18 protein-coding genes are annotated in these 25044 nt (G+C 62.9%); 4 read left to right on the top strand and 14 right to left on the bottom strand.

Annotation, left to right across the window (positions count from 1 at the left end; translation table 11 throughout):
- Positions 1–56 precede the first annotated feature (56 nt).
- The gene (locus LOY22_RS13480; RefSeq protein ID WP_258593478.1) at positions 57–2399 is read right to left on the bottom strand and encodes an autotransporter outer membrane beta-barrel domain-containing protein; all 2343 of its coding nucleotides are present in this window, start codon (positions 2397–2399) and stop codon (positions 57–59) included.
- Between the two features lie 276 nt (positions 2400–2675).
- Here LOY22_RS13480 and LOY22_RS13475 point away from each other — a divergent pair, with 276 nt between their 5' ends.
- The gene (locus LOY22_RS13475) at positions 2676–2936 is read left to right on the top strand and encodes a DUF1652 domain-containing protein (protein WP_045201943.1); all 261 of its coding nucleotides are present in this window, start codon (positions 2676–2678) and stop codon (positions 2934–2936) included.
- Here LOY22_RS13475 and LOY22_RS13470 read toward each other — a convergent pair.
- The 9 genes from LOY22_RS13470 to LOY22_RS13430 all read right to left on the bottom strand — a co-directional run bounded on the left by LOY22_RS13470 (position 2933) and on the right by LOY22_RS13430 (position 12060).
- Positions 2933–3208, bottom strand: coding sequence for a peptidylprolyl isomerase (locus LOY22_RS13470; RefSeq protein ID WP_007932676.1), 276 nt, complete (start codon positions 3206–3208; stop codon positions 2933–2935). The two genes, LOY22_RS13475 and LOY22_RS13470, sit on opposite strands and share 4 nt — an antisense overlap.
- Before the next feature lie 182 nt (positions 3209–3390).
- A complete protein-coding gene (gene eco, locus LOY22_RS13465; protein ID WP_093382690.1) occupies positions 3391–3870 on the bottom strand; it encodes a serine protease inhibitor ecotin in 480 nt (159 codons plus the stop codon).
- Between the two features lie 57 nt (positions 3871–3927).
- Positions 3928–4698 carry a 3-hydroxybutyrate dehydrogenase gene (hbdH, locus tag LOY22_RS13460; RefSeq protein ID WP_093382693.1) on the bottom strand — a complete coding sequence of 257 codons (771 nt, stop codon included), beginning with the start codon at positions 4696–4698 and terminating at the stop codon, positions 3928–3930.
- Between the two features lie 10 nt (positions 4699–4708).
- Positions 4709–6100 (bottom strand): GntP family permease, encoded by a 1392-nt coding sequence (locus LOY22_RS13455; RefSeq protein ID WP_045201951.1) that lies wholly within the window; start codon positions 6098–6100, stop codon positions 4709–4711.
- A 233-nt stretch (positions 6101–6333) separates the two neighbouring features.
- The gene (locus LOY22_RS13450; RefSeq protein WP_258593472.1) at positions 6334–7725 is read right to left on the bottom strand and encodes a sigma-54-dependent Fis family transcriptional regulator; all 1392 of its coding nucleotides are present in this window, start codon (positions 7723–7725) and stop codon (positions 6334–6336) included.
- 29 nt (positions 7726–7754) lie between these two features.
- Positions 7755–8777: an ABC transporter permease gene (locus tag LOY22_RS13445; RefSeq protein ID WP_045201955.1), complete on the bottom strand. Its 1023-nt coding sequence runs from the start codon at positions 8775–8777 to the stop codon at positions 7755–7757.
- Positions 8777–9835: a microcin C ABC transporter permease YejB gene (locus LOY22_RS13440; protein ID WP_213601185.1), complete on the bottom strand. Its 1059-nt coding sequence runs from the start codon at positions 9833–9835 to the stop codon at positions 8777–8779. The genes LOY22_RS13445 and LOY22_RS13440 overlap by 1 nt, the downstream gene beginning before the upstream one ends.
- The gene (locus tag LOY22_RS13435; protein ID WP_258593469.1) at positions 9832–11685 is read right to left on the bottom strand and encodes an extracellular solute-binding protein; all 1854 of its coding nucleotides are present in this window, start codon (positions 11683–11685) and stop codon (positions 9832–9834) included. The genes LOY22_RS13440 and LOY22_RS13435 overlap by 4 nt, the downstream gene beginning before the upstream one ends.
- 93 nt (positions 11686–11778) lie before the next feature.
- Positions 11779–12060: a peptidylprolyl isomerase gene (locus LOY22_RS13430; RefSeq protein ID WP_045201958.1), complete on the bottom strand. Its 282-nt coding sequence runs from the start codon at positions 12058–12060 to the stop codon at positions 11779–11781.
- Between the two features lie 291 nt (positions 12061–12351).
- On the opposite strand from LOY22_RS13430, the gene LOY22_RS13425 reads away from it, so the two are divergent.
- Positions 12352–18570 (top strand): hypothetical protein, encoded by a 6219-nt coding sequence (locus LOY22_RS13425; protein WP_258593467.1) that lies wholly within the window; start codon positions 12352–12354, stop codon positions 18568–18570.
- A gap of 105 nt (positions 18571–18675) precedes the next feature.
- On the opposite strand, the gene LOY22_RS13420 is transcribed toward LOY22_RS13425, so the two are convergent.
- Complete coding sequence (locus LOY22_RS13420) at positions 18676–19737, bottom strand: 3-deoxy-7-phosphoheptulonate synthase (protein ID WP_093382715.1); 1062 nt, start codon at positions 19735–19737, stop codon at positions 18676–18678.
- 546 nt (positions 19738–20283) lie between these two features.
- Positions 20284–20949 (bottom strand): response regulator transcription factor, encoded by a 666-nt coding sequence (locus LOY22_RS13415; protein WP_045201960.1) that lies wholly within the window; start codon positions 20947–20949, stop codon positions 20284–20286.
- Positions 20950–21110: 161 nt separating this feature from the next.
- Here LOY22_RS13415 and LOY22_RS13410 point away from each other — a divergent pair, with 161 nt between their 5' ends.
- The gene (locus tag LOY22_RS13410) at positions 21111–21737 is read left to right on the top strand and encodes a response regulator transcription factor (RefSeq protein WP_093382718.1); all 627 of its coding nucleotides are present in this window, start codon (positions 21111–21113) and stop codon (positions 21735–21737) included.
- On the opposite strand, the gene LOY22_RS13405 is transcribed toward LOY22_RS13410, so the two are convergent.
- Complete coding sequence (locus tag LOY22_RS13405) at positions 21734–22372, bottom strand: pentapeptide repeat-containing protein (protein ID WP_045201964.1); 639 nt, start codon at positions 22370–22372, stop codon at positions 21734–21736. The two genes, LOY22_RS13410 and LOY22_RS13405, sit on opposite strands and share 4 nt — an antisense overlap.
- Positions 22373–22450: 78 nt before the next feature.
- Positions 22451–24322 (bottom strand): quinoprotein ethanol dehydrogenase, encoded by a 1872-nt coding sequence (exaA, locus tag LOY22_RS13400; protein WP_258593463.1) that lies wholly within the window; start codon positions 24320–24322, stop codon positions 22451–22453.
- 260 nt (positions 24323–24582) lie between these two features.
- On the opposite strand from exaA, the gene pedF reads away from it, so the two are divergent.
- Positions 24583–25020 carry a cytochrome c-550 PedF gene (pedF, locus tag LOY22_RS13395; protein WP_045201967.1) on the top strand — a complete coding sequence of 146 codons (438 nt, stop codon included), beginning with the start codon at positions 24583–24585 and terminating at the stop codon, positions 25018–25020.
- Positions 25021–25044 lie beyond the last annotated feature (24 nt).

Here is a 25044-nt window from a genome sequence, read left to right as displayed (position 1 = left end):
AGAACAGTGGCACTCGCATCAGACCCGCTCCCTTGGTGACTGGCAACAAAGCGCTTTCAGTAACTCAGACGCAACCCCAGGTTGGCGCCGACGTGCTTCTGCTGACGACTGTCCAGGTTGGCGGTGTAGTCGATACCCGCATGCACGCTGAGGTTCTTGTTCAGTTGCGCAACCAGGCCGGTGCCGACATTCAGGGAAGTGTAGTTGTAATCGGTCTTGACCTTGTCGACATGATCGTACGTCTGCGTGTCGCGGCCTCCGTTGCCACTCCAGAAATCCGTGGTTACATAAGGCTGCAAGTGCACTCCGGCGGATTTGAACTTGCCTTCCAGACGCATGCCCAGGCGCGCACTCACCTCGGTCTGGGTGTCGAAGCTAACGTAGCTGACGCTGTCGTTGGCGCTGTCCAGCGAGACTTTCTGGGCGATGAGTTGTGCCTGCGGCTCCAGGGTCCAGTACGACGACAGGGCAAATGGGTAGCCGGCCTCCAATGACGCTGTCCAGGCGTGACCGTTGAGGTCGAGCTTGTCGCCGCGATCGGATTTGGCCCGGCCGTCGAGGTCGGAGTACTGCACCACGGCATCGACATACCATTGCTGCGAGCCGATCAGGGTCCAGTAGGCGCCAACGCTGTCGCTGTCGAGTGTCAGATCGCCAACCTTGTTGTCTTCAAAGCCCAGGGCGAAGCCCTTTACATCGCCGCTCAGGCGACTGTGACCGACATACATGCCGACGTGCTGGCGCATGCCATCATCGTTGAGCCAGGCATACAGGTCCTGGCCAACCTTGAAGCCGTACAGGCTACCATCCAGGCTTGGGCTGACAGTGCCCGACCAGCGCTGGTGGAAACTGTCGCCATAGGCCTGGCCCCAGCTGGCCGATAACGCGCCATCCTGGTTCAGCAGGCTCTGGTCACCCTGGCGTTGATGAAAGGTGCCCAGCGCCGCGCGGGCAATCAACGCCGCAGCTCGAGGCGCGGCGGCGTAGGTGGCCACCTCCGGACGGTACAGCGGAATGCTTTCGCCAGGCGCCGGCGGTGGTGGCAAGTCAGGCTGGCCGGGAGCAGGGCCAGGGATTGGCGGCGGCACCACCACAACCGGTGTGCCGGGTTCGACTGGAGTACCAGGATCAACCGGTGTTCCAGGATCAACCGGCGTACCAGGGTCCGGGTTACCGGGCTCCGGCAACGGGGTGGGCACCACGACGGTGGAACGCAGGTACCAGCTGTTCACGCTATCAGCAGTCACCCCGCCTTTGAACAGGCGATAGTCAAACGCCCCGGCCGACAACACCTGGGTCTGGACGAAGGCGGTGTTGCTGCTGGTCGCTCCGTTGATGGCTTCAACTACCTGGATGCCATTCTGGCTGGTCACCGCACCGGCGCCGCCGAAGTTGGTGATTTGCAAGTTGGTGCTACCGGAGATCGTCCCCCTGCTGACCACCAGCCGATCAGACGGCGCACCATCGCCGGCCAGTACGCTGTTGAGCTTGAGGGTGCCGCCGTTGCCGGTGTAGTTGCCGTTGATGGTCAACCGCCCTTGGGCATCGCCGCCGCTGCTCAGGTCGATTAGCCCGCTGTTGTTAACCGTCAGCGGCTGGCCAGCGGTGAAGGGGCTGATCACCCCGGTACGCGAGACCAGCGAACTGCTGGCGTCGATGTCAAGGCGGGTGGGCGCGGCAACGGCACTGGCATCGCCCAGGGTCAGGGTGTTATCCAGTTTGAACAGGCTGGCGTTGATAAGGCTGACCGACTCCCAATTGATATAACGGTCGCCCCCCACCGGCTGGCTGTTGTTGAAGGTCAGGCTGTCGATGCCGGCCCCACCGTTGACGGTGATGTTCAGCAGCGTGCTGCCCAGGCCTTCGAGCGCGGCTACATCATCGTCACCGCCCATGTCGACGCTGCCGCGAATGATGCCGCCTTGCCATTTGAGCGAGTCATTGCCAAAGCTCGCCAGCAGGTTGCCTTGAAGCGTGCCGCCGGTAATCACGAAGACATCGGTGCCGCCACTGGTGCTGATGTTGCCGCCGATGAACCCGGCGTTGAGGAAGATCTGGTCATTGCCAAAGCCGGTAACCAGGTTGCCGACGATGGTGCCGCCGGACATGCTGAAAATGTTGTTGTCCAGCTTCATGTCGACCCGGCCGATGCTGCCGCCAGAGAAGAATGCGATGTCGCCGTCTTCGAAGGCACCGATGATCTGCCCCAGTGACATGTTGAAGGTATCGCGGCCATCGCCCTGGGCAAGGGATTGCAGGGTGCCGCCGGTCATCAGGAAGTCATCGACCAAGGGTGTCTGCACGACCACACCGAGGGTATCGCCGGGCCCGACCACCAGGTTCTGGGCCAGGGCAGCAAAAGGTAGGGCGCTGAGTACCGCGATAAGCGAAATTCGCATCAGGCAGGCTCCATATCTTCCAGGCTTTGGCCCACTGGCTGTCCAGCCACCTTGTTAGTACCGGACGGGTCTTGCTTTGCAGGTATAGAGCAATCCGCAATATCGGCAACTGACAAAAATGCTAGGTGGCGAATGGCCGCTACCGTCCGCCGGTCGGTAAAAGCGCCAGGTGCTTATAGTGAAAGGGTCTGATTCGCCTGGGAAATATGGCCTAGTCTTGGGGCTGGACCGGGCAACACGGAACCGCTGTCCGCCACCTGCCAAGGAGATGTACCGATGCTCTCGACCCTGGAGTTGCGCAACATCATAGAAAGCAGTTTTTTACCCACCCGCTGCCAATGCACCCTGGCTGCCGACCGCTCGTTGACCGTGCGGGTGTTCGACCGCAGCTGTGAGCGGGTCGACTTGCTGGTGACCGGCATCAGTGCCGAGCAACTGACCAGCAGCCGGGCGATTTCGAACCTGATCGTCGGCCTGCGCAATGACCTTGAAGACCAGCGCAGTCAACGCTTGCAACGGCGTCGCGACAGCCTTTAATCGCGGTAGAACACCTGCACCAGGTGATAGCCGAACTTGCTCTTGATCGGGCCGTGCACGGTGCGCAGTGGCTTTTTGAAAATCACCTGGTCGATGGCGCCGACCATCTGCCCCGGGCGCACTTCGCCCAGGTCGCCACCGCGCTTGCCGGACGGGCAGGTGGAGTACTTCTTGGCCAGCACATCGAACGCCTCGCCCTTGGCGATTCGTTGCTTGAGCTGTTCGGCCTCTTCAGCGGTCTTGACCAGAATGTGCCGGGCCTGTGCTTTCATCTGAACCTACCTTCGCAACGGGTAAAAACCGCGCATTATGCCTGATCGCGCAGCCCTTGGCGGTCGCGAAATTGCTCAAGGGCTTCGGGGGTGGCCAGGGCGTCGGTGCCGGCGAAAGGCATACAGTACCTGTTTGCACCGCACCGCCGCTCCCACAGGGCTGTTATTCAAGCAGCAGCGCTTTATTCCACTGTAGCTTTTTTCACTTTGTTCGAAGCCGACCACACGCGGTAGCGCACTTCAACACCTTCCGGCACATACACCACCACCGGCAGCTTGCTGTTGTAGCGCAGCAGGAAACCGTCGCCAACCACCGGCACGAACGCCTGTTTCTTCTTGCCGTCCGGGCAGGCCATCAGGGTCGAGGCCGGGCCCGAGACTTTTTCCAGGCGGTAGTAGTTGTAGCCCCAGCCTTGCAGGGTTTGTTCTTCGAGGTTGCCGCCCAGGTGCTGGCGGTTGCAGTCGACTTCCAGCTGTTTGCCAGCCAGCACTTCGAGCTTGTAGGCCGACTCGTCAGCCTGTTTTGGCAGGTGGATCACCTGGCGGCTAAAGCCTTTTTCGGCCTCGGGGTAGGGCGCTACATCCTTGAGGCTGGCAGCTTGTACCGAAGTAGCGGCCGCCAGGGTCAGGGTGAACAACGCGGTGAGGGAGCGTGGGCGCATAAGGCCTCCTTGCAGATAAAAAAACACGATGCCGCAGCCAGGGTGCAAGGCTGCCCGTCATTGGGCCAGCCAGCCGCCATCGATGTTCCAGGCAGCGCCACGAACCTGACTGCCAGCCTCGCTACAGAGGAACAATACCAGCTCACCCAGGTGTTCGGGAGTGACAAAGGCCAACGACGGCTGCTTCTCGGCCAGCAAGTCGTGCTGGGCCTGCTGCGGATCGACTCCGCTGGCGGTGCGATCATCGATCTGTTTCTGCACCAGCGGCGTCAGTACCCAGCCGGGGCAAATGGCGTTGCAGGTGATGTTGCTGGTGGCGGTTTCCAGCCCGACCACCTTGGTCAGGCCGACCACCCCGTGCTTGGCGGCGACATAAGCGGCCTTGCCGGTGGAGCCGACCTGGCCGTGCACCGAGGCGATGTTGACGATCCGTCCCCAGTTGCGCGCACGCATGCCCGGCAGCACCAGGCGGGTGCCGTGGAACACTGCCGAGAGGTTGACGGCGATGATCGAATCCCAGCGTTCCACCGGGAAGTCTTCGACCGCTGCCACATGCTGGATGCCGGCATTGTTGACGAGGATATCGACGCCGCCGAACTCGCGTTCCGCATAGGCGAACAGGTCTTCGATCTGCGCCACATCGCTAAGGTCGGCTGGGTGATGGCCGACCCGGGTGCCGTGGCGGGCGACCTCGGCAATCGCCGCGCGGGCATCGCCAAAGCCATTGAGGATCAAATTGGCCCCGGCCTTGGCCAGTACCTGGGCAATGCCCAGGCCGATGCCGCTGGTGGAGCCGGTGACGACTGCTGTCTTGCCATTGAGACTCATGAGGTGCTCCTTAGACGATACCGGTGGCATAGAACGTAGCAATCACCACGAACACTGCCAGGGTCTTGATCAGGGTAATGCCGAAAATATCCTTGTAGGCCTCGCGGTGGGTCAGGCCGGTGACCGCCAGCAGGGTAATTACCGCGCCGTTGTGCGGCAGGGTGTCCATGCCGCCGCTGGCCATGGCCGCGACCCGGTGAAGCACTTCAAGGGGGATGTTGGCCGCATTGGCGGCGGCGATGAAGCTGTCGGACATCGCTGCCAGGGCGATGCTCATACCACCGGACGCGGAGCCGGTGATACCGGCCAGCAAGGTCACGGTAATCGCTTCATTGACCAGCGGATTGGGGATCGCCTTGAGCGCGTCGGCCAGCACCAGAAAGCCCGGCAGCGAGGCAATCACCGCACCAAAGCCATATTCGGACGCGGTGTTCATCGCCGCCAGCAAGGCGCCGCTGACCGCGCTTTTGCTGCCCTCGGCCAGGCGGCTCTTGATCGCGCCAAAGCCTGCCACCAGCACCAGCAGGATGCCCAGCAGCAAGGCCGCTTCCACCGCCCAGATCGCCGTGAGTTTGGCGATGTCGGTTTGCACCGGCGCGCTCATGCCCGCCAGGCTCAAGGTGTGGGTCTTGCCGTACCAGGCCGGAATCCAGTGGGTGAACAGCAGGTTCATCACCCCTACCAGCAGCAGTGGCGACAGTGCCAGCAGCGGGTTGGGCAGCTTGAGGTCGGCGGCGGTTTCCGGCTCGTTGCGCAGCTCGCTGCCGTAGCCTTCACCGGCGCGCTGGGCCTTGTTGCGCTGGCGCTGCAGGTAGAGCATGCCGGTGCAGAACACGAACAGCGTACCGATCAGGCCCAGCCAGGGCGCGGCCCAGGCGGTGGTGTTGAAGAAGGTACTGGGGATGATGTTCTGGATCTGCGGGGTGCCGGGCAGCGCATCCATGGTGAACGAAAACGCGCCCAGGGCAATGGTTGCCGGGATCAGGCGCTTGGGGATGTTGCTCTGGCGGAACATCTCGGCGGCAAACGGGTACACCGCAAACACCACCACAAACAGCGACACGCCGCCGTAGGTGAGCAGGGCGCAGACCAGCACGATCACCAGCATGGCCTGGCGGGTGCCAAGCAGGCGGATGGCGGCGGCGACGATCGAGCGCGAAAAACCCGACAGCTCGATCAGCTTGCCGAACACCGCACCGAGCAAGAACACCGGAAAGTACAGCTTGATAAAACCGACCATTTTTTCCATGAACACCCCGGTAAAGGCCGGGGCGACTGCCGAAGGGTCGGTCAACAGCACCGCGCCGAGGGCGGCGATGGGGGCGAAGAGGATAACGCTATAACCACGGTAGGCAGCCAGCATTAGCAGCGCCAGGGCTGCCAGGGCGATGATCACACTCATCGAGTGTCTCCTTGGGTGCATCTTGTTTTTGTGGGTCAGGAGGCGATAGCGGGAATCGTGCCAACTCTTTAAGCTGTTGATTTATATAGATATAGTTTGTTTTTTTGAGATGAAAGTCTCTGAATTGAGATTGAACGGTTCGCGGGGCAAGCCCGCTCCTGCCGTCGGACATCTTCCCGGTGGGAGCGGGCTTGCCCCGCGATAACAGTCTCAAAAAAGAAACACATATCTCTTTATTGAGACTTGATCCCCAGCGCCACCAGTTTCTTGTACAGCGTCGAGCGCCCCAACCCCAGCTGCCGCGCCGCTTCCGGTACATTCCCGGCACAGCGCGCCAGGGTGTTTTCGAGTAACTGCCGCTCAAAATCGGCACACGCCTGTTTATAGCTCAACGTGGCGGCTTCAACCGGCAGCGGCGCCAGGTCGCCCAGCGCCGCCTGAACATCGCCCAGCCCCAGGCGCGCTTGATCGGCCAGCAAGGTCGCCCGTTCCAGCACATTGCGCAGCTCGCGGATATTGCCCGGCCAGGCATGCCGGGCCAGCAGCGCCTGGGCCTCATCGTCCAGCTCGTGCTGGCTGCCCAGCTCTTCAAGAATCGCCTCGCTCAACGCTGGCAAATCCTCCAGGCGTTCACGCAGCGGCGGCACCTGGATCGGCAGCACGTTCAAGCGGTAGTACAGGTCGGCACGAAACTCGCCACGGGCCATGGCCGCCTGCAGGTCGGTGGAGGTGGCGGCAATGATCCGCACATCGCTGTGGATCATCTGGTTGGAGCCGACCGGCTCGTATTCCTTCTCTTGCAAGACGCGCAGCAGCTTGCTTTGCAGCGGGAAGGGCATGTCACCGATTTCATCGAGAAACAGCGTGCCACCCTCGGCAATCTGCAGTTTGCCCGGGCGGCCCTTGCGCTCGGCGCCGGTAAAGGCGCCCGGGGCGGTGCCGAAGAACTCGGCTTCGAGCAGCGTCTCCGGGATTGCGGCGCTGTTGATGCTGACAAAGGCCTTGTGCGCCCGCGGCGAAGCGGCATGAATGGCATGGGCCAGTAGCTCTTTGCCGGTGCCGGTTTCGCCCAGCAGCAACACCGGTGAGTCACTGCTGGCGCCACGCCGGGCGCGGCGCTTGACTTCAAGGCTGGCGGCGCTGGTGCCGATGAACTGAGCGAAGCTGTACTTGGCCTGGCGGGCGCGCAGCAACGAACGGGTCGAGGCCAGTTCCTGCTGCATGCTGGCGTAGCGCTTGAGCAGCGGCGAGAGGCTGCGCAGCTCGTCGAACAGGGCAAAACCGATAGCGCCGATCAGCGTGCCGGCGGCGTCGTGCACCGGCAGGCGCATGACCACCAGCGGCTCCTTGGGGGTGTCGAGCATGTCCAGCAGGATCGGCCGGCCATTGCTCAGCACCTCGCGCATCAGGCTGCCGGGAATAATGCTCTCGCACGGTTGGCCGATGGCGCTGCTGGCGTCTTCAAGGCCAAAGCGCCGGGCGTAGCGCTGGTTCATCCAGACAATGCGCGCATCGCGGTCGACGATGATCGTGCCTTCGCTGGACTGCTCGATGATCTCGAACAGCGAACGAATCGCCAGCAGGCGCACCTGCTGATAGTCCTTGAGGCTGTCACTGTCCTGCATGGGCCGCTCCGCCGGGGTAAAGGCTGCGATTATGCCCGTGGATCGAAGGCTTCGCGCAAGGCATCGCCAATGAACACCAACAGCGACAATATCAATGCCAGGGCAAAGAACGCGGTAAAGCCCAGCCACGGTGCCTGCAAATGCTGCTTGCCCTGGGTCACCAACTCGCCCAGCGAAGCGCTGCCGGCGGGCATGCCGAAACCGAGAAAATCCAGGGCGGTGAGGGTGGTGATGGCGCCGGTGAGAATAAACGGCAGGTAGGTCAGGGTGGCGTTCATGGCGTTGGGCAAAATGTGCCGCAGGATCACCCAGCGGTCAGGCAGGCCCAGGGCACGGGCGGCCAGCACGTACTCGAGGTTGCGCCCACGCAGGAACTCGGCGCGCACCACGTCCACCAGCGCCAGCCAGGAAAACAGCGCCATGATCCCCAGCAACCACCAGAAGTTCGGCTCGACAAAGCCGCTGAGGATGATCAGCAGGTACAACACTGGCAGCCCCGACCAGACCTCCAGCAAGCGCTGGCCGATCAGGTCGACCCAACCACCGTGGTAGCCCTGCAAGGCGCCGGCGGCGATGCCGATCAGGGTGCTGATCAGCGTCAGCGCCAGGGCAAACAGAATCGACACCCGAGTGCCATACAGCACCCGCGCCAGTACATCACGGGCCTGGTCGTCGGTACCCAGCCAGTTGACCGCCGACGGCGGGCTGGGGGCGGGCACCAGCAAATCGTAGTTCGGGGTGTCGGCGCTGAACGGCACCGGTGCAAACAGCATCCAGCCGCCCTGGCCCTCGATCAGCTGGCGTACGTACTGGCTGCGGTAGTCCGGCTGGAATGGCAGCTGCCCGCCAAACTGCTGCTCGCTGTAACGTTTGAATGCCGGGTAATACAACTGGCCCTGGTAGCTCAACAGCAATGGCTTGTCGTTGGCCACCAGCTCCGCGCCCAGGCTCACCAGCAGCAACAAGGCAAACAGCCACAGCGAAATCCAGCCACGGCGGTTGCGCCGAAAGCGCTGCAGGCGCCTGCGCGATACCGGCGACAGGCTGAACATCAGTGGGCCCTCGTGGCAAAGTCGATGCGCGGGTCGACCAGGGTGTAGCACAGGTCACCGATCAGGCGCACCAGCAGGCCGAACAGGGTAAAGATGAACAGCGAGCCGAACACCACCGGATAATCCCGCGCCACCGCCGCCTCGTAGCTCATGCGCCCCAGGCCGTCGAGGGAGAAGATCACCTCGATCAGCAGCGAGCCGGCAAAGAACACGCTGATCAACGCCTGGGGAATGCCGGCCACCACCAGCAGGATGGCGTTGCGAAACACATGCCCGTACAGCACCCGCTGCTCGCTCAGGCCCTTGGCCCGGGCGGTGATCACGTACTGGCGGGTGATCTCGTTGAGAAAGGCATTCTTGGTCAGCAGGGTCAGGGTGGCAAAGCCGCCAATTACCAGCGCGCCCACCGGCAGCACCAGGTGCCAGAAGTAATCAGCGATCTTGCCCAACAGGCTGAGCTGGTCGAAGTCTTCCGAGACCAGCCCGCGCACCGGAAACCAGTTCAGCGAGGTGCCGCCGGCAAACAGCACGATCAGCAGCAGGGCGAACAGGAACGAGGGCAGGGCGTAGCCAATGACAATCAGGCTGCTGCTCCAGGCATCGAACGCGGTGCCGTGGCGCACCGCCTTGCGGATTCCCAACGGGATCGACACCAAGTAGGTGATCAGTGTGGCCCAGAAACCCAGCGACAAGGTCACCGGCATCTTCTCAAGGATCAGGTCGGTGACCTTGGCGCCGCGAAAAAAGCTTGAGCCGAAGTCCAGCCGGGCGTACTGGCTGAGCATCAGCCACAGGCGCTCGGGCGCCGACTTGTCGAAACCGTACTGGCGCTTGATGTCCTCCAGCAGCTTGGGGTCCAGGCCACGGCTGGCCCTGGAACTTGCGTGCAGGGTTTCGCTGCTGGCCCCCGGCGCACCGCCGCCGATCCCCTGCAGGCGCGCTACCGCTTGTTCCACCGGGCCGCCGGGGGCAGCCTGGACGATGACGAAATTGACCAGCAGGATAATCAGCAAGGTCGGGATGATCAGCAGCAGACGGCGCAGGATGTAGCCGATCATGGCCGGCTCCCCAGGCGCTCGGCCATCTGCGCGTTGGTCAGCGGTGTCGGGCTGACTTGCCACCAGCTGTCCAGGCCTTCGTCGTTGCTCGGCTGCACCTTGGGCAGGCCGAAGCGGTTCCACCACACGGTAGATGAGCCGGGTGGGTAATAGTTGGGAATCCAGTAGTAGTTCCAGCTCAGCACACGGTCCAGGGCATGGGCATGGCGCAGCATGTCGGCCTTGGTTTCGGCCTTGACCAGGCCGTCGAGCAAGCGGTCCACGGCCGGGTCCTGGAGCACCATGTAGTTGTTCGAGCCGGGGTCGCTGGCCGCCGCCGAACCAAAATAGTTGTACAGCTCAAGCCCGGGCGACGGCGACACCGGGTAGCCGGTGACGATCAGGTCGTAGTCGCGGGCCATCAGCCGGTTGACGTATTGCGAGGCGTCGATGCGGCGGATCTCCAGGGTGATGCCGATCTGCGCCAGGTTGCGCTTCCACGGCAGCAGCAAGCGTTCGAAACCGGCCTGGCCGTTGAGGAAGGTAAAGCTCAGCGGTTCACCCTGGGCATTGACCAGTTGATCACCGCGCGGCTGCCAGCCTGCCGCTTCGAGCAGTTCGAGGGCTTGTAGCTGCTGGTCACGGATCAGCCCCGAGCCGTCGCTGCGCGGCGCTTCGAACACCTGGCTGAAGACCTCGTCGGGTATCTGCCCGCGCAACGGTTCCAGCAGCTTGAGCTCCTGGGCGTCGGGCAGGTTGCGCGCGGCCAGTTCGGTATTGGCGAAAAAGCTCTGCTGGCGAATGTACAGGTTGCGCATCATCTGCCGGTTGCTCCACTCGAAGTCCCACAGCAGGCCCAGCGCCTGGCGCACCCGGCGGTCCTTGAACACCGGGCGTTGCAGGTTGAAGACAAAGCCCTGGGCGGTTTGCGGGGCGTCCTTGGCCAGGTGCGCGCGCTGCAGGCGGCCATCGTCCAGCGCCGGGCTGGCGTAACCGAGGGTATAGGCGGTGGCCGAGAACTCGCGGTTGTAGTCGAAGCCGCCGCCGCGCAGCACCTGGCGCGCCACTTCGGTGTCGCCAAAGTACTCGATGCGCACCTGGTCGAAGTTGTAACGGCCACGGTTGACCGGCAGGTCGCGCCCCCACCAGCTCTTGTTACGCTCGAAGGTGATACTGCGACCGTTGTCGACCCGCCCGACGCTGTACGGGCCGCTGCCCAGCGGCGCCTCGAAGCCTGCGCCATTGGCGAAATCGCGGTCTTTCCACCAGTGTTCGGGCAGCACCGGCAGGGTCGCCAGGTCCAGAGGCAAGGTGCGGTTCTGGTTGTTCTTGAAGTAAAAGATGATCTGGCGCGGGTTCTCGACCTTTACCTCAGAGACATCGGCGAACTGGGTGCGGTACTTGAGACTACCGGCGCGCATCAACAGCGCGAAGGTGTAGCGCACATCCTCGGCGCGGATCGGCTGGCCATCGGCAAAGCGCGCACGCGGGTCAAGATAGAAGCGCAGCCACAGCCCCTGCGGATCGCGCTCAAGCTTTTGCGCCACCAGCCCGTACACGGTGTAGGGTTCATCCTGGGAGCGCACCGCCAGCGGCGAATACAGCCAGCCATCGACCTCGGCAACGCCGATGCCCTTGTCGATGTAGGGAATGATGTGGTCGAACTGGCCGATTTCGATGGCCGAGCGGCGCAGGCTGCCGCCTTTGGGCGCATCGGGGTTGGCGTAGCGCAAGTGCTGGAAGCTGGACGGATAGCGCGGTGCTTCGCCGTATACCGTCAGGGCGTGAACCGGCGCTGGCGTGGCAGCGCATGACCAGGCAAGGGCCAGGCCGAAGACGAACAACAAGAAGGGGAAGGGAGCAATTCGCAAGCGCCTGACCACCTGAACCACGACTGTGGCTGAAGCTTAGCAGGTCACTTGCGCGAGCAAACCGGCCCTGGAGGCCGGCTTGCAGAGTAGCGATCAGTCCTGACGGCTGGTCACTTCCAGCAGGTGATAACCGAACTGGGTCTTCACCGGGCCTTGCACGGTGTTGACCGGCGCGCTGAACACCACGGTGTCGAACTCCTTGACCATCTGGCCCGGGCCGAACGAGCCCAGGTCGCCGCCCTGGCGGCTCGATGGGCAGGTGGAGTTGGCTTTGGCGACTTCGGCGAAATCGGCGCCGGCTTCGATCTGGGCTTTGAGTTCGTTGCACTTGTCTTCGGTGGCAACCAGGATGTGACGGGCAGTGGCTTTGGCCATGGGAGTGGCTCCTTGGGGTAAAACGTAAAGCCTAACGTAAATGCGGGGTGGCTGATAGTTGGCATCGAGCAAGGGTCGGTGAATTTGCTGCTGCCTGGATTACGAGCACTTCGCGCTGTATAGCTGGACAAATTTCATGGGGCTTGAACCCGCCACCTAGTATTTTTGTCAGTTGTTGGCCTCGATAACGAGGTATTGAATAAGGGTCGACTTTACCCAGGTCGGCCCTTATTCATGGCGGTAAGCATGCGGGGCCACAACGCGTTTCCCCTGCACCGAGGCATGTCTGCCATGAATGAATTGCAAAGCGATACCGTCGACGCAACCACCACCAGCGAACTGCCCGTCTTGTCCCTGTTCGATGCGGTAGCACCGGTCAGCGGCCATGACGCGGGTGTCAACCTGTATACTCTGAGCATCGATCCGCGTGGCGTACTGGCGACCGTGCCGCCGTTCGTTGATGTGGTCGCCGGTGATGAGTTGCGGGTGTACATGGATGCCGACAGCACGCCGGTCGTTGCGCCGCTGGTGCTTGAGGGATACGACCTCGGCCGGCCGCTGACCCTGTTCCTGCCGAGCGAGCGGTTTACCCCGGGTGCACATACAGTGCGCTATGCCTTCAGCCGCAACAATGTGGAGTATGGGCCTTCCCGCGATCTCGCGATCCTGGTCAAGCTGGACCGCCCGGGCGGTTCCGAGCCTGGGCACCAGGGCCTGGTGGCGGCGGATGTCGGTGTCAACCCGGTGACCGCCGAACACCTGGAAAACGGCGTTCAGGTGCAGGTCTACTTCTATGAGAACCGCGCGGTCGGCGACGTGATCCGCCTGAGCTGGGGCGGGGTCATGCTGAGTTATACCCTGGTCGAGGCAGACCTCAACCAGCCGGTGGTGTTCACTGTGCCCGGCAGCGTCATCCTCCAGGCCGGTGACAGCCCCAACCTGGTGGTGACCTGGGAAGTGCACGATATTGTCCACAACACCAGCCAGACCTGGGCGCCGCATGTATCGGTGGTGGTCGACACCGGTCATGCGCAGTTGCCGGCCGTTTCGGTCACGGGGCTCGATAACGAGGGCTATATCAACCTCGAGGTGCTGGGCAGCGACGACTTGCAGATTCATGTGCAGGCCAGCGCGCCGGCATTCGCTACCGGTGACACGGTCAGGCTACGCTTTACCGGTTACATCGACTCGGGCGTGCCGACCGTAACCGAGCTGGACCAGACCATCCGCGGGACCTTGCCGCAGACCCTGACGTTCACCATTCCCAATGACAAAGCCTGGGCCCTGGCCAGTGGTCTGGCGGTGGTGGGCTACACGCTGGTGAATGCTGGCGGCCAGCAGCAGTCGCAGCGCCTGAGCATCGGTTTTGTAGGTCAGCCCAAGGCGCTGACCGTGCCTCGGGTCCATCAGGCGCCGGAGGGTGTGCTGGCCTATGATGTTGCCCGGGCCACGGTAATGATCCCCAAGTACCAGGGGCGCACACAAGGCCACCAGGTGACCGTGGTATGGCAGGGGACTCAAAGTGATGGCCGGCCGACGTTGTACCAGGTCAGCCGGGCAGTCTCCCATAACGAGGGGGCAGGTGACGATGAGATGGCGTTCAGTGTCGATAAGGCGCACATCAACCTGCTGGAGTCGGGCTCGGTCAGGGTGTTCTACCAGGTGCGCATGCTGAGCACGCGCAGCGTCGGTTTTCGCCAATCGGCGGTGCTGGAGCTGCGCATCAGTGCTGCCGGCTTGCTGCCGGCGCCGGAGCTGGACGACCCGGTCAATGAGCTCGATCCGTATTTTTACCCGTTCGGGGTGCAGGTGAACATCAACTACCCGAGCAAGCGCGCCGGGGACAAGGTCACCTTTACCTGGCAAGCTGAGGATCCGGGGCATAGCTACAGCGAAGCCAAGCTTGTCGACAGCAGTGGCGCCGCACCCAGCTTTCGCGTGCCCCAGGCCATCGCCCAGGCCGGGGTGGGCAGCACGGTGATGATGAGCTACGTGGTCGAGCCGGCGCTGGGCGGGCGGCCGCGACAGTCCCAAGCGCGGGCGCTGGCGTTGCGCTCGGTGGCGCCGGTGCCTGAGCGGCCGCTGCTGATTGGCGCCCAGGACGGCAGTTACGACCCGATGCTCGGTCTGCATTGCGCCCAGGTGCTGATCAGCTACCCGGGCATGCGTGAAAGCGATCGCATCGTCCTGTACTGGAAAGGATCGGCGGGCGCCGGCACTCCCACCCTCCCGGAGCGTGCGGGCAGTGACAGCGGCAGCATCACCATCAGCGTGCCGGCGGCTGCGGTGGCGGCGAACTTCAACGGCCCGGTGCAGTTTTATTATGAAGTGCTGCGCAACGAGCTGGCGGCGATCGAATCGCCCAGGCAGGCGGTGCAAATCGGCGTGCCGAATGATCACGACTTGGCGCACCCGAGGATCGATGAGGCGATCGGCAACGAGCTGGACCTGGACCTGTTCGAAGGCGATGCCCAGGTCAGCGTCAGAGCCTGGCCGTTTATGGCCGTGGGCCAGCGGGTGTGGCTGGAAGTGCGCAGCGCCACCGCCACGCTCGCGCTGTGGGAGGACAGCCCGGTCGAGCAGGTGGCGGAATTGAGCGTGGCGTTGCCGCGCGATTTTCTCGAACCGCTGGAGGATGGCAGCCCGTTGTCGCTGCACCTGAGCGTCAGCTACGGTGGCGCTGCGGCGCTAGAGTGTCCGGTGCGCAGCTACACCGTGCGCCAGGGGCAATTGCACATAGGCATCTCCGATGCCGGCCTGGCCAGCTCGGTCTTGCCGGCGGACTGGACGCTGCCCACCCAGACCTGCGCGGTGACCCTGGCCGGCCGGCCCGGCGCGCAAGGCAGTCTCAGCGTCAATGGCTCGGCGCAGTTCGACAACGACAGCCAGCAACTGGACTTCACTCTCGATGCCCAGGGCGAGTTTATCGCCTGGCTGGGTGATCCGTACGCCGAGACGGTGCTGGTCAGCGCGCAGATCGGCGGCGCACAAGCCCAGCACGTGCCGGTGAAATTCGTTGATGTGTTCCCGTACGCCCAGCAGCAAGATGAGCAGCGTGTGCGCGCCCGTGCGGCGAGCGGCGCGCTGGCCAACGGCCGGTCGGCCAATCGGGTGTGTTTCGATGCCGATGGCTTTGCCAACGCCACCTATGTGCAGGTTGAGCTCAGCGGCAGTGCGCGGATTGTCGGCCACCCTGGCCAGGTGGTCAGCCTGCCGTTGACGGCGCTGAGCGGTGATTGCCAGTTCGACGTGGTCGACAGCGTCGCCGAAGAAGTGACAGTGACGTTTCAACTGCCCCAGGGTGGTAGCTGGACCCGCTTCAGCCAGACCCTGTACTTCACCGGCCTGGCCTCGCGCTATGCGACCCGCGGCGTCGCCGCCGACGGCAGCCCCTGGTTCATGCGTGTCAACCAGATCACCAGCGTCGAAACCAGCCATGTGCGCATCCCGCAATGGAAAGAGTTCATCGATCATCCCGCAGGCCTTGATGGTGGCATTGGTGTGCGGGCCCTGGAAGCTCACGCCGATGGGCTGCTGGTTCTGGTCGAGCCGTACCTGCAAATGGCCGCTGGCGATAAGGTTCATGTGCATTTTGGCGACGAACAGGTGCCGGCCACGCCGATTCCGGTGGTGGTACTGCCTGAAGAGGTGAACGAACTAGTCACCCTGTACGTTCCCGCTGCCCGCATTCCCAAAGGCGTCAGTGAGGTATGGTTCACGGTCGAGCCGCTGAGCGGCAATAAGCGCGCGTCGGCGCGTTTGCGGGTCAAGGTCAAGGTCACCTTGCCCGGCGGGCCCAATCCCATCCCCGGCAGCCCTCATAATGCCGCCCTGATGTCGCCAGATGTGCCCTTCGGCCTGATCGACTGGGAAATGGCCCAGGACGGCATCACGGTGTACGTCAACCGCTGGCGCATCATGGAGGCCGGTGATGTTCTCAGCTTGAGCTGGGGTGGGGCCAAGGTCACCCATGTTGTCCAGCAAGGCGAAGTGGGCAAGACCATACCGGTGTTCGTCGACTTTGCCACCATCGAGGCCGGAGGCGATGATGAACGCCTGCTGGTGCTGTACTGGCTCGAAGACGAGGTGGGCAACGAATCCGATGGCGCCTCGTTGCCCAGTTACGCCTTTGTCGAGGTCAGCCTGGTGTTGCTGCCACGGCCGGCGGTGGCCGGGCTCGACGAGGAAGGCTTCCTCGACCTGGGGGAACTGCACGGGGCCGATGTTGAGGTCTCGGTGATTGCCGACCGGCCCGACTTCAGGGTCGGCGACCAGGTGGTGTTCATCTTTCGTGGATTCACCGAAGAGGTGGTGGCGATCCCGCCGCATGAATCCCTCCCGTACCCGGTAGGCATCATTCCGCCTCCGCGGCCCATTGTCCACGAGGTGCCCAACAGCATCGCCGAGTCGATCGCGGGGGGGCTGGCCTATGTCTCCTATAAGGTCACCCGCGAAGGCCAGGAGTTTGCTTCGCGAACCACTGCCGTGGGGGTGCGGGGCAAGGCGGCCGAGTTGCTGCCGCCGAGGGTTTACGATAGCCAGGAGGATTACCTCCCTGACACCCTGTCGCGTGCCGAGGTGATCGTTCCGCCGTGGGTGGGCATGTACCGCAACCAGCAGGCACGCCTGGTCTGGCAAGGCAAGCAGGCCAACGGTCACGCCTATTCTTATTTTCGCGATTGGTATGTGACTGAACTTGGGGTGGGCAAAGAGGTGGCGCTTATCGTGCCGCCCGAGCATATCGTCGCGTTGTCGGGCGGGTACCTGGAGTTGTCCTACTGGGTGTTCTACGGCAGCAGCGAGCCACGGGAGTCGCCAGTACTGAAACTGTGGGTCGGTGAAACCGCCCCCGATCTGGTCACCCCGAACGTGCCCGAGGCGGAGAACGATACCCTCGACCCGGTCGGCCTTGTGGTGGCTAACGTCGAGGCTCCGGTGTACGACGGCATGCTGGAAGAGCAAAGGGTGACCATGGAGTGGCTGAGCCCGGTGGCCGGGGCGAACATCATCGATTTTTATGATGTGCAGTTTATCGGTGACATCGGCTTTCCCGTGTATGAGCGAGACATGGTACGCAGCCTGGGGCATGAGGTACGCATCCGCTACCACGTCAGCGAGCTGGGCCAACGTCGGCGCTATTCGGACTACCTGCGCCTGGGAATCGGCCCGGTGTTGAGCAATCCGCCGCGGCCGCGGATCGAGGAGGCCAATGGCGATACACTCAATTTGCTGAGTTTTCCCGGCAATGCGCTGGCAACCGTGGCGACGTGGAACGGAATCAATGAGCGCCAGCGCTACTGGTTCCGTTGCCATGGCACCGATGTACAAGGTAATCCCAAGACTATCCGTCTGGGGGAAGGGCAGCAGGTGTCGGCGGGTGAAGTCAATCGGGGGGTACGCGCTACCCTGGACAGGACGGATTTGCAGGCATTTGCCCACCAAAGCCGGATAACTCTGGAAATGGCGGTAGCGCTGCGTCTGGATGCCGAAGAGTCACAGGCAATCAGGTTTCCGGTGCGTGAGTATCAGATCCTGCAGGTGCAGATCAGCCTGACCGATCCGCGGATCCTCGAGGCACGCGACAGCAATGTGCTGGAACTGGCAGCCTTTTCCGGCAACGCCACCCTGCGGATTGACAGGTGGCAGGGGATTGCCCGGGATCAACGGGTATGGGTCGACCTGCGGGGCACGCTCAAAAGCGGTGGGAGCTGGACGCTGCCGCTACTGGTGGCGCATCCGGTGTCTGCGGATGAAGTGAGCGGGGGCATCACACGTTCGATCATGCGCTCGGCCCTTGAAGGCCTGGCTGACCGTTCGCGCCTGAGTATTCATTTAAGGGTGGAGGACATCGTTGCGCCGGTGATTGCTTATGAGATGCGGGTGCTGAGCCCGGTGGCTGTGATGGTTACCGCTGAAGGCTCGCTCAAGATACCGCCACAAACGACGATGGGCAACCAATTATTGGTGACGGGCAATCCGGGGCAAGTTGCGACCTTGCGAGTGGTTGGCAACGGTTACTTTGACCATGGAGGAATACAGAAAGACGTAACACTTGACCAGCGGGGGGAGTGGCGTGAATGGGTGGGCGCCAATGCCTACAGCATAAGCGTGGTTGTTTCTCCTCATGGCGGCAGTCCAGTGACTACTGAGGTGAACTTCAGACACAATTCTAGCTACCTTAGTTTAGGCGGCCGTTACATCTGGGCGATGGCGGCAACGGGAGCACGAGCCGATGGGCGAAGCGTGAACCGAATCGTCTATAGGACGCATAACTTCGATGGCAATCAATGGTGCAAGGTAACCCTTTCCGGGGGCGCGCAGGTAGTGGGGCATCCGGGGGCCGCCGTAACCATCAGAATGCAGTACTACCCCGTCGGTTCGGTGCGAGAGGGATACGTTGTAATCGACGTAGTTCATTCAAGAGCTGAACCAGTTGTATTAACGTTCGAACTCATCGTTAGCTTCCTTGTGCGGGGGTCCTTGATAACTCGAACCATTCGATTCACTTGAATCAAGGCTTGTGTGTTCTTGATAGGCCGCCCGCTAGGGGCGGCTTTTTTACTTGCCAGGATAGGTACGAAACAGCCAGAACCGTGCCGCTCTATTTGAAAGGCGTCACAACCGTCCAGCCGCCTCACGCAGCAAGCGCTCGGTCGAATCCCAGCCCAGGCAACCGTCGGTGATCGACACGCCGTATTTGAGCGGCTGCGTGCCCAGTGTCTGGCAACCGTCGAGCAGGTGGCCCTCGATCATCATGCCGATCAGCGAGGTATCGCCCTGCAGGCGCTGCTCGAGCACCTCGTTGAACACCGCCGGCTGGCGCAGGGGGTCCTTGGCGCTGTTGGCGTGGCTGCAATCGACCATGATCCGTGCCGCGACGCCGGCTTTGGCCAGGCCCTGGCGGGCCAGGGCGATGCTCTGGCGGTCGTAGTTCGGGCCCTTGCTGCCGCCGCGCAGCACCAGGTGGGTGTCGGCGTTGCCCAGGGTCTCGACAATTGCCGGGTAGCCTTGCACGTCCATGCCGAAATGCCGGTGGCCGTGGGCGGCGCTGCGGATCGCGTCGCAGGCAATGCCAACACCGCCGTCGGTGCCGTTCTTGAAGCCTACCGGCAAACCCAGGCCGCTGACCATTTCGCGGTGAATCTGCGACTCGGTGGTGCGCGCGCCAATCGCCGCCCAGCTCAGCAGGTCATCGAAGTAGCCGGCCGCCATCGGTTGCAGCAGCTCGGTGGCCACCGGCAGGCCGCATTCGAGCATGGCCAGCATGAGCCCGCGCGACAGCGCGATGCCGCCGTGCATGTCGTCGCTGCCATCCAGGTGCGGATCGTAGGCCAGGCCCTTCCAGCCGACGGTGGTGCGCGGCTTTTCGACGTAGGCGCGCATCACCAGGAGCATCTTGTCGCTGACCTCCGAGGCCAGGCGGGCCAGGCGTTGGGCGTATTCGCGGGCCGAGCGCGGGTCGTGCAGCGAGCACGGGCCGACGATCAGCAGCAGGCGCTGGTCGTGGCCATCGAGGATGGCGCGCACGGCCTGGCGATGGGCTTCGACCTGGGCGGCGAGGGCGGGGGAAAGCGGCATTTGCTGCTTGAGCAACATCGGGCTCGGCAGGCGTTGGCTGACGGCGCTGTTGGCAGCGCTGGGTTCGGACAGTGGCAGAGCGAGGTTGGACGATTGCATGGTGTGAATTCCCTGGGCGGCTGGCGGGGTCTGGCCCGCGCGCTCGGCCCTATCGAGGTGTTCGACAGTTGGCCGGATTGGCGTCATGTGTATGTGTGCCACCAACAAGTGACCGATCGGAGGCGGCAGGCTGGCCCGAACGGGATTGGCTAAATCGCCAGAAGTTGAAGCTTTGGTAACGGTAAGTGGCGTAGTTCATGTTCTGTTCCTCAATGTAATTCGTTGATTGCCGGGGCCTTGAAACGCAAAACCCCCGGTCGGGGGGCCGACCGGGGGTTGAGTATTCTCGTGTTCGGCGGCCCCTTGAAAGTGGGCGCCGGTGAGGGTATCAGCGGCGCCTGTGGCTAAACCAATACCCAAAATAAAACGCTGCCGGGGAGACAGTCGCGCACTCGGCAGCGGCCACGGGGCGCGACAGGCGACCAGTGCTGCAAGCGTGAGTGAGGGTGGTGTGCGACATGTGACTCTCCAGTTGATGTGCCCGAGCTTACTTCAGGCCTTGCCCAGGTTTCAATGGCTAATTTGCATGATTGTCATGGAGCGTGACTATCGCCGCAGGTAAGCGGTGAAGTCGATGTCGCCGGCACTGAGGATCGCCTGCACCCGGTTGTGCACGTTGAGCTTGCGCAAAATCGCCGAGACGTGAGCCTTGACCGTGGTTTCGGCGATGTCGAGGTTGTAGGCGATCTGCTTGTTCGATTCGCCCTTGGTCATGCGTTCGAGCACCAGCAACTGCTTGCGGGTCAGGGCTTGCAGCAGCTCGGGGGCAAAGCCCTGATGGTCACCCTGGTTGCGCCGGCTGCTGCTCTTTTGCGTGCGGATGATGTCCGGCGGCAAGTAGACATTGCCGTTGAGAATCTGCTCGATGGCCTCGGTCATCTGTGAGCGTGGCGAGGATTTGGTGATAAAGCCGACGGCGCCGTAGGTAATGGCCTGCAGCACGACTTGCTTGTCCTGTTCGGCCGAGACGATCACCACCGGGATGGTCGGCGCCTCGTTGCGCAGGTTGATCAAACCGCCCAGGCCGTGCATACCGGGCATGTTCAGGTCGAGCAGGATCAGGTCGAGGTCGTCATGATCGCCAGTGATCGCCAGGGCGCTGTCGAGGTCGGCGGTTTCCATCACCTCGCTGCCGGGAAAGCCGTCGCTGATGACATTGTGGATGGCCTCGCGAAACAACGGATGGTCGTCGGCGATCAGAATCTTGTACATGGCTTTGCACCTTATTGTTGTGGTTGTGCTGCACCCCTTCATTACAGGCCAGGTGCAACGCTTTGGGAATGCGACCATCGACAAGCAAAACAGTACCAAAGTAGTAGGCGGGCGCCCAGGCGTGCGTTCTAGCATGGGGCAAACCTGCGGGAGCTGCGAAGATGGCGATATTGCTGGTGGATGATCACCCGATGCTGCGTCTGGGCCTGGTCGCGGCGCTGCAACAGGGCCTGGAGGGCATGACGGTGATCGAGGCGGCCAGTGGCGAAGAGGCGCTGGCCAAGGTCGGCGAGCAGTTGCCGGGGCTGGTGATCATGGACGTTGACTTGCCGGGTATCAGCGGCGTGGAAACCACCCGACGCCTGCGCCAGCGCCTGCCGCAACTGCGCGTGCTGTTTTTCAGCGAGCACACCGACCTTGGCCTGGTGCGCCAGGCCATGGCGGCCGGCGCCTGTGGTTACCTGTCCAAGGCGGCGGAGCCTGCCGTGCTGCTTGAAGCGGTGCGCCGGGTGCTTTGCGGGCATGCCTACATCGAACAGGCACTGGCCACCGAGCTTGTCTGTCAGCCAGGCGATACTGGCATTCACGGCCTGACCCAACGTGAAACGGAAATCTTTCTGATGCTGGCCAAGGGCACGCCGACCCGGCTGATCGCCGAGCAGTTGTGCATCAGCAGCAAGACCGTGAGCAACTACCTGACCCTGCTCAAAAGCAAATTGCAGGTGGCCTCCCAGGCGCAGATGGTGCGCCTGGCGATCGAGGCCGGCTTGCTGCGGGTGGTTGCCTAGTCCCAGGTGGTGGGGCAGCCCTGGCAGCCTTGCATGTTGCTGTCCTGGAAGTTGGCGTAATGCTGGCGGCTGCCGCGCAGGTCGGCCTGCTCCAGGTTGCTTTCGCCGAACTTGGCTTCTTGCAGATTGGCATCGGCAAGGTTGGCGCCCTTGAGGTCGGCCTTGCTCAACCAGGTCATTTCCAGGTCGGCGGCCTGCAGTTTGCTGTTGTGCAGTTTGGCCCCGGACAGGCGGGCGAACTCCAGGTAGGCGGCGCTCAAGTCGGCATTTTCGAAGTTGGCGCCCTGGGCGAACATGCCCCAGGCCTGTACCGCAATCAGCCTGGCATCGCGCAGGTCGGCCAGGCGCAGGTTGCTTTGCTGCAGGCTGGCGCGGGTGAGGTTGGCGCCTTGCAGTCGGGCTTTTTCCAGGTTGGCCAGGTCCAGGCGCGCGTGGCGCAAATTCGCCCCGCGCAGGTCGGCACCGGCCAGGTTCATTTTGCGCAGGTCCTGGTTGCTGAGGTCGGCGTTGCGCAGGTTGGCGTTGGGGCACTGGCTCTCCTGGGCGATGGTGCAGCCGTTGATGGTCAATGGCGCGTCGTCGTCGGCGAGGGCGGCGGTGCAGGCGAGGGTGAGCAAGAGCGGGAGGTATTTCATGGGGATCTCCTGGGCTGTGAGATGGCTATCGCCGGCCAAGCCCGCTCCAACACGGAGCGGGCTTGGCCGACGATGGGCTTAGCGCTGGGCCGTCTTGGTATCCCAGGCCGGGATCTTGAACACCCAGAACGAGCCACCCTGGGCCACCGGCTTGGTCAGCTCGGCCATGTCGCCGCCCCACAGCGGCACCGCGCCGCCGTAGCCGACGGTCACGCCGATGTACTGCTCACCGTCCTGTTCCCAAGTGATCGGCGGCGAGACGATGCCGCTGCCAGTCTGGAATTTCCACAGTTCTTCGCCGGTCTTGGCGTTGAAGGCCTTGAAGTAGCCATCACCGGTACCGGTGAACACCAGGTTGCCCTTGGTCGCCAGTACCCCGGCCCACAGCGGCAGGCGCTCCTTGTGCTCCCAGACCATCTTGCCGGTGGTCGGGTCCATGGCCCGCAGCGAACCGACGTGGTCCTCGTACATGCGCTTGATCCTGAAACCCATGCCCAGGTAGGCCGAGCCTTTCTTGTAGTTGACTTCCTCGGTCCAGTACTCCTCTTTCCACTGGTTCGACGGCACATAGAACAGGCCGGTGTCCTGGCTGTAGGCCATCGGGTTCCAGTTCTTGCCGCCCAAAAACGGTGGCGAGACTTCTACCGGCTTGCCCTTGGTTTGCCCAGGTTCGGGCTTGGCCGGACGCTGGCCGGGGTTTTCCACCGGGCGGCCGGTCTTGAGGTCGATGTGGCTGGCCCAGGTGATGTTGTCGGCGAACGGGAAGGCGTTCTTGAGTTTGCCGTTGGTGCGGTCGACCACGTAGAAGAAGCCGTTACGGTCAGCATGGGCGGTGGCCTTGTACTGCTTGCCGTCCTTGTCCTTGTAGTCGAACAGCACCAACTCGTTGTTGCCGGAAAAGTCCCAGGCGTCGTTAGGCGTGTGCTGGTAGAACCACTTCACTTCGCCGGTCGAGGGGTCGACACCGACCTGGCCCGAGGTGTAGAGGCTGTCGAAGTCGTGCGGGTTGCCATCCTTGGAGGTACGCGCCCAGGTGTTCCACGGCCCCGGGTTGCCGGCGCCGACGATGATGGTATTGGTCTCGGCATCGAAGCTTGCGCTCTGCCACGGCGCGCCGCCGCCATGGCTCCAGGCTTCGACCTTGCCGGTCTCGGTGTTCGGATCATCCGGCCAGGACGGCGCCTTGACGTCACCGGTGGGGGTGCTGTCCTTGCCGTTCAGGCGGCCCATGTGGCCCTCGACGAAGGGCCGCATCCACACCTCGTCGCCGGTTTCCGGGTCGCGGGCATACAGCTGGCCGACCACGCCGAATTCATCGCCGGAGCTGCCGTGAATCAGCAACACTTTGCCGCTCTTCTGGTCCTTGATCAGGGTCGGGGCGCCGGTCATGGTGTAGCCGGCGCTGTGGTCGCCGAACTTTTTCTTCCACACCACCTTGCCGGTGTCCTTGTTCAGGGCGATGACCTGGGCGTTGAGAGTGCCGAAGTAGATCTTGTCGCCATAGATGGCGGCGCCGCGGTTGACCACGTCGCAGCACGGGCGAATGTTGTCCGGCAGGCGATGGTTGTAGGTCCACAGGCGTTTGCCGGTCTTGGCATCGAGGGCAAACACCCGCGAGTACGAGCCGGTGACGTAGATCACGCCGTCGTTGACGATGGCCTGGGACTCCTGGCCGCGCTGCTTCTCGTCACCAAAAGAGTACGACCAGGCCGGGGTCAGCTTGAACACGTTGTGGTCGTTGACCTGGGCCAGCGGGCTCCAGCGCTGGGCATTGGTGCCCATGCCGTACTGCAGCACGTTGCCGGTGCTCTTGTGGTCGTCGGCGATGTCTTCCCAGCTCACAGGTTTCGCCAGGGCATGCGGGGCCAGGGCCAGGCTGCCCAGCAGGAGGACGGTATGCACGGCAGCAGTCAGCGGGGAAAGTGCGGCGGGTAACGATCTTATTGTCATGGTTGGAGTTCCCAATGAAGGTTTTGGCCTGCATAGCCTGGAACGCCAAGGGCGCGATCGATACGGAAAATCTCCCGGTCTTTACGGGAAAATTTCCCAGGCCGGGCATGATTTGGCACTGCCCCACAAGCGCTACTACCAAGGGAGGAGGCTGCGGCCACCAAAGCAGCATGGGGGCCTCGCCAGCACGTTTCTAAGATGCCGGCACAACCTTTCAGCCGAGAGGTTTTTGCGTGCAAACAGCAGTCGAGGGCAGAACAATGAAAACAGCAAAAAACGCCTGGTTGAGCCTGATCGTCAGCGCCAGCCTGATGAGCAGCGCCGGGGCTTTTGCCCATGGCAACGTGACGCCGACCGCGGTCAACACCGGCAACCTGGAAAAGCTCGGTGAGCAGTGGCGCGCAGAAAACCCCTACCGCAACAGCAAGGACCACGACGAGGCGGTGTCCATCGGTGCTTCGGCCTACAACCAGAACTGCGCCGCCTGCCACGGCCTTGAAGCCAAGTCCGGCGGCATCGCCCCGGACCTGCGCTTGCTCGACGAAGGCGCTGCCGGTGATGAATGGTTTGTCGAGCGGGTGCGCAATGGCGCAGTACGCGATGGCCGGGTGTACATGCCGAAGATGGCTGACTACCTCAGCCAGGAAGCCTTATGGGCGGTGCGCAGTTACCTCGACAGCGTGCATGTCGAGGAGTGACTGTAGGAGCGGGCTTGACCCGCG

It is taken from the genome of Pseudomonas sp. B21-035 (genome assembly GCF_024748945.1).
Lineage (GTDB): Bacteria > Pseudomonadota > Gammaproteobacteria > Pseudomonadales > Pseudomonadaceae > Aquipseudomonas.
Note: the sequence above shows the minus strand (reverse complement) of the source record. Positions and strands in the feature narration are given on the sequence as shown.

What these genes read in the sequence shown, in the direction of transcription:
- LOY22_RS13440 (WP_213601185.1), bottom strand. Translation starts at nt 9,835, where the DNA reads ATGATCGGCTACATCCTGCGCCGTCTGCTGCTGATCATCCCGACCTTG.
- LOY22_RS13420 (WP_093382715.1), bottom strand. Translation starts at nt 19,737, where the DNA reads ATGCAATCGTCCAACCTCGCTCTGCCACTGTCCGAACCCAGCGCTGCC.
- exaA (WP_258593463.1), bottom strand. Translation starts at nt 24,322, where the DNA reads ATGACAATAAGATCGTTACCCGCCGCACTTTCCCCGCTGACTGCTGCC.
- pedF (WP_045201967.1), top strand. Translation starts at nt 24,583, where the DNA reads ATGAAAACAGCAAAAAACGCCTGGTTGAGCCTGATCGTCAGCGCCAGC.
- LOY22_RS13445 (WP_045201955.1), bottom strand. Translation starts at nt 8,777, where the DNA reads ATGTTCAGCCTGTCGCCGGTATCGCGCAGGCGCCTGCAGCGCTTTCGG.
- LOY22_RS13475 (WP_045201943.1), top strand. Translation starts at nt 2,676, where the DNA reads ATGCTCTCGACCCTGGAGTTGCGCAACATCATAGAAAGCAGTTTTTTA.
- LOY22_RS13455 (WP_045201951.1), bottom strand. Translation starts at nt 6,100, where the DNA reads ATGAGTGTGATCATCGCCCTGGCAGCCCTGGCGCTGCTAATGCTGGCT.
- LOY22_RS13415 (WP_045201960.1), bottom strand. Translation starts at nt 20,949, where the DNA reads ATGTACAAGATTCTGATCGCCGACGACCATCCGTTGTTTCGCGAGGCC.
- LOY22_RS13410 (WP_093382718.1), top strand. Translation starts at nt 21,111, where the DNA reads ATGGCGATATTGCTGGTGGATGATCACCCGATGCTGCGTCTGGGCCTG.
- LOY22_RS13480 (WP_258593478.1), bottom strand. Translation starts at nt 2,399, where the DNA reads ATGCGAATTTCGCTTATCGCGGTACTCAGCGCCCTACCTTTTGCTGCC.
- LOY22_RS13425 (WP_258593467.1), top strand. Translation starts at nt 12,352, where the DNA reads ATGAATGAATTGCAAAGCGATACCGTCGACGCAACCACCACCAGCGAA.
- LOY22_RS13405 (WP_045201964.1), bottom strand. Translation starts at nt 22,372, where the DNA reads ATGAAATACCTCCCGCTCTTGCTCACCCTCGCCTGCACCGCCGCCCTC.
- LOY22_RS13470 (WP_007932676.1), bottom strand. Translation starts at nt 3,208, where the DNA reads ATGAAAGCACAGGCCCGGCACATTCTGGTCAAGACCGCTGAAGAGGCC.
- eco (WP_093382690.1), bottom strand. Translation starts at nt 3,870, where the DNA reads ATGCGCCCACGCTCCCTCACCGCGTTGTTCACCCTGACCCTGGCGGCC.
- LOY22_RS13450 (WP_258593472.1), bottom strand. Translation starts at nt 7,725, where the DNA reads ATGCAGGACAGTGACAGCCTCAAGGACTATCAGCAGGTGCGCCTGCTG.
- hbdH (WP_093382693.1), bottom strand. Translation starts at nt 4,698, where the DNA reads ATGAGTCTCAATGGCAAGACAGCAGTCGTCACCGGCTCCACCAGCGGC.
- LOY22_RS13430 (WP_045201958.1), bottom strand. Translation starts at nt 12,060, where the DNA reads ATGGCCAAAGCCACTGCCCGTCACATCCTGGTTGCCACCGAAGACAAG.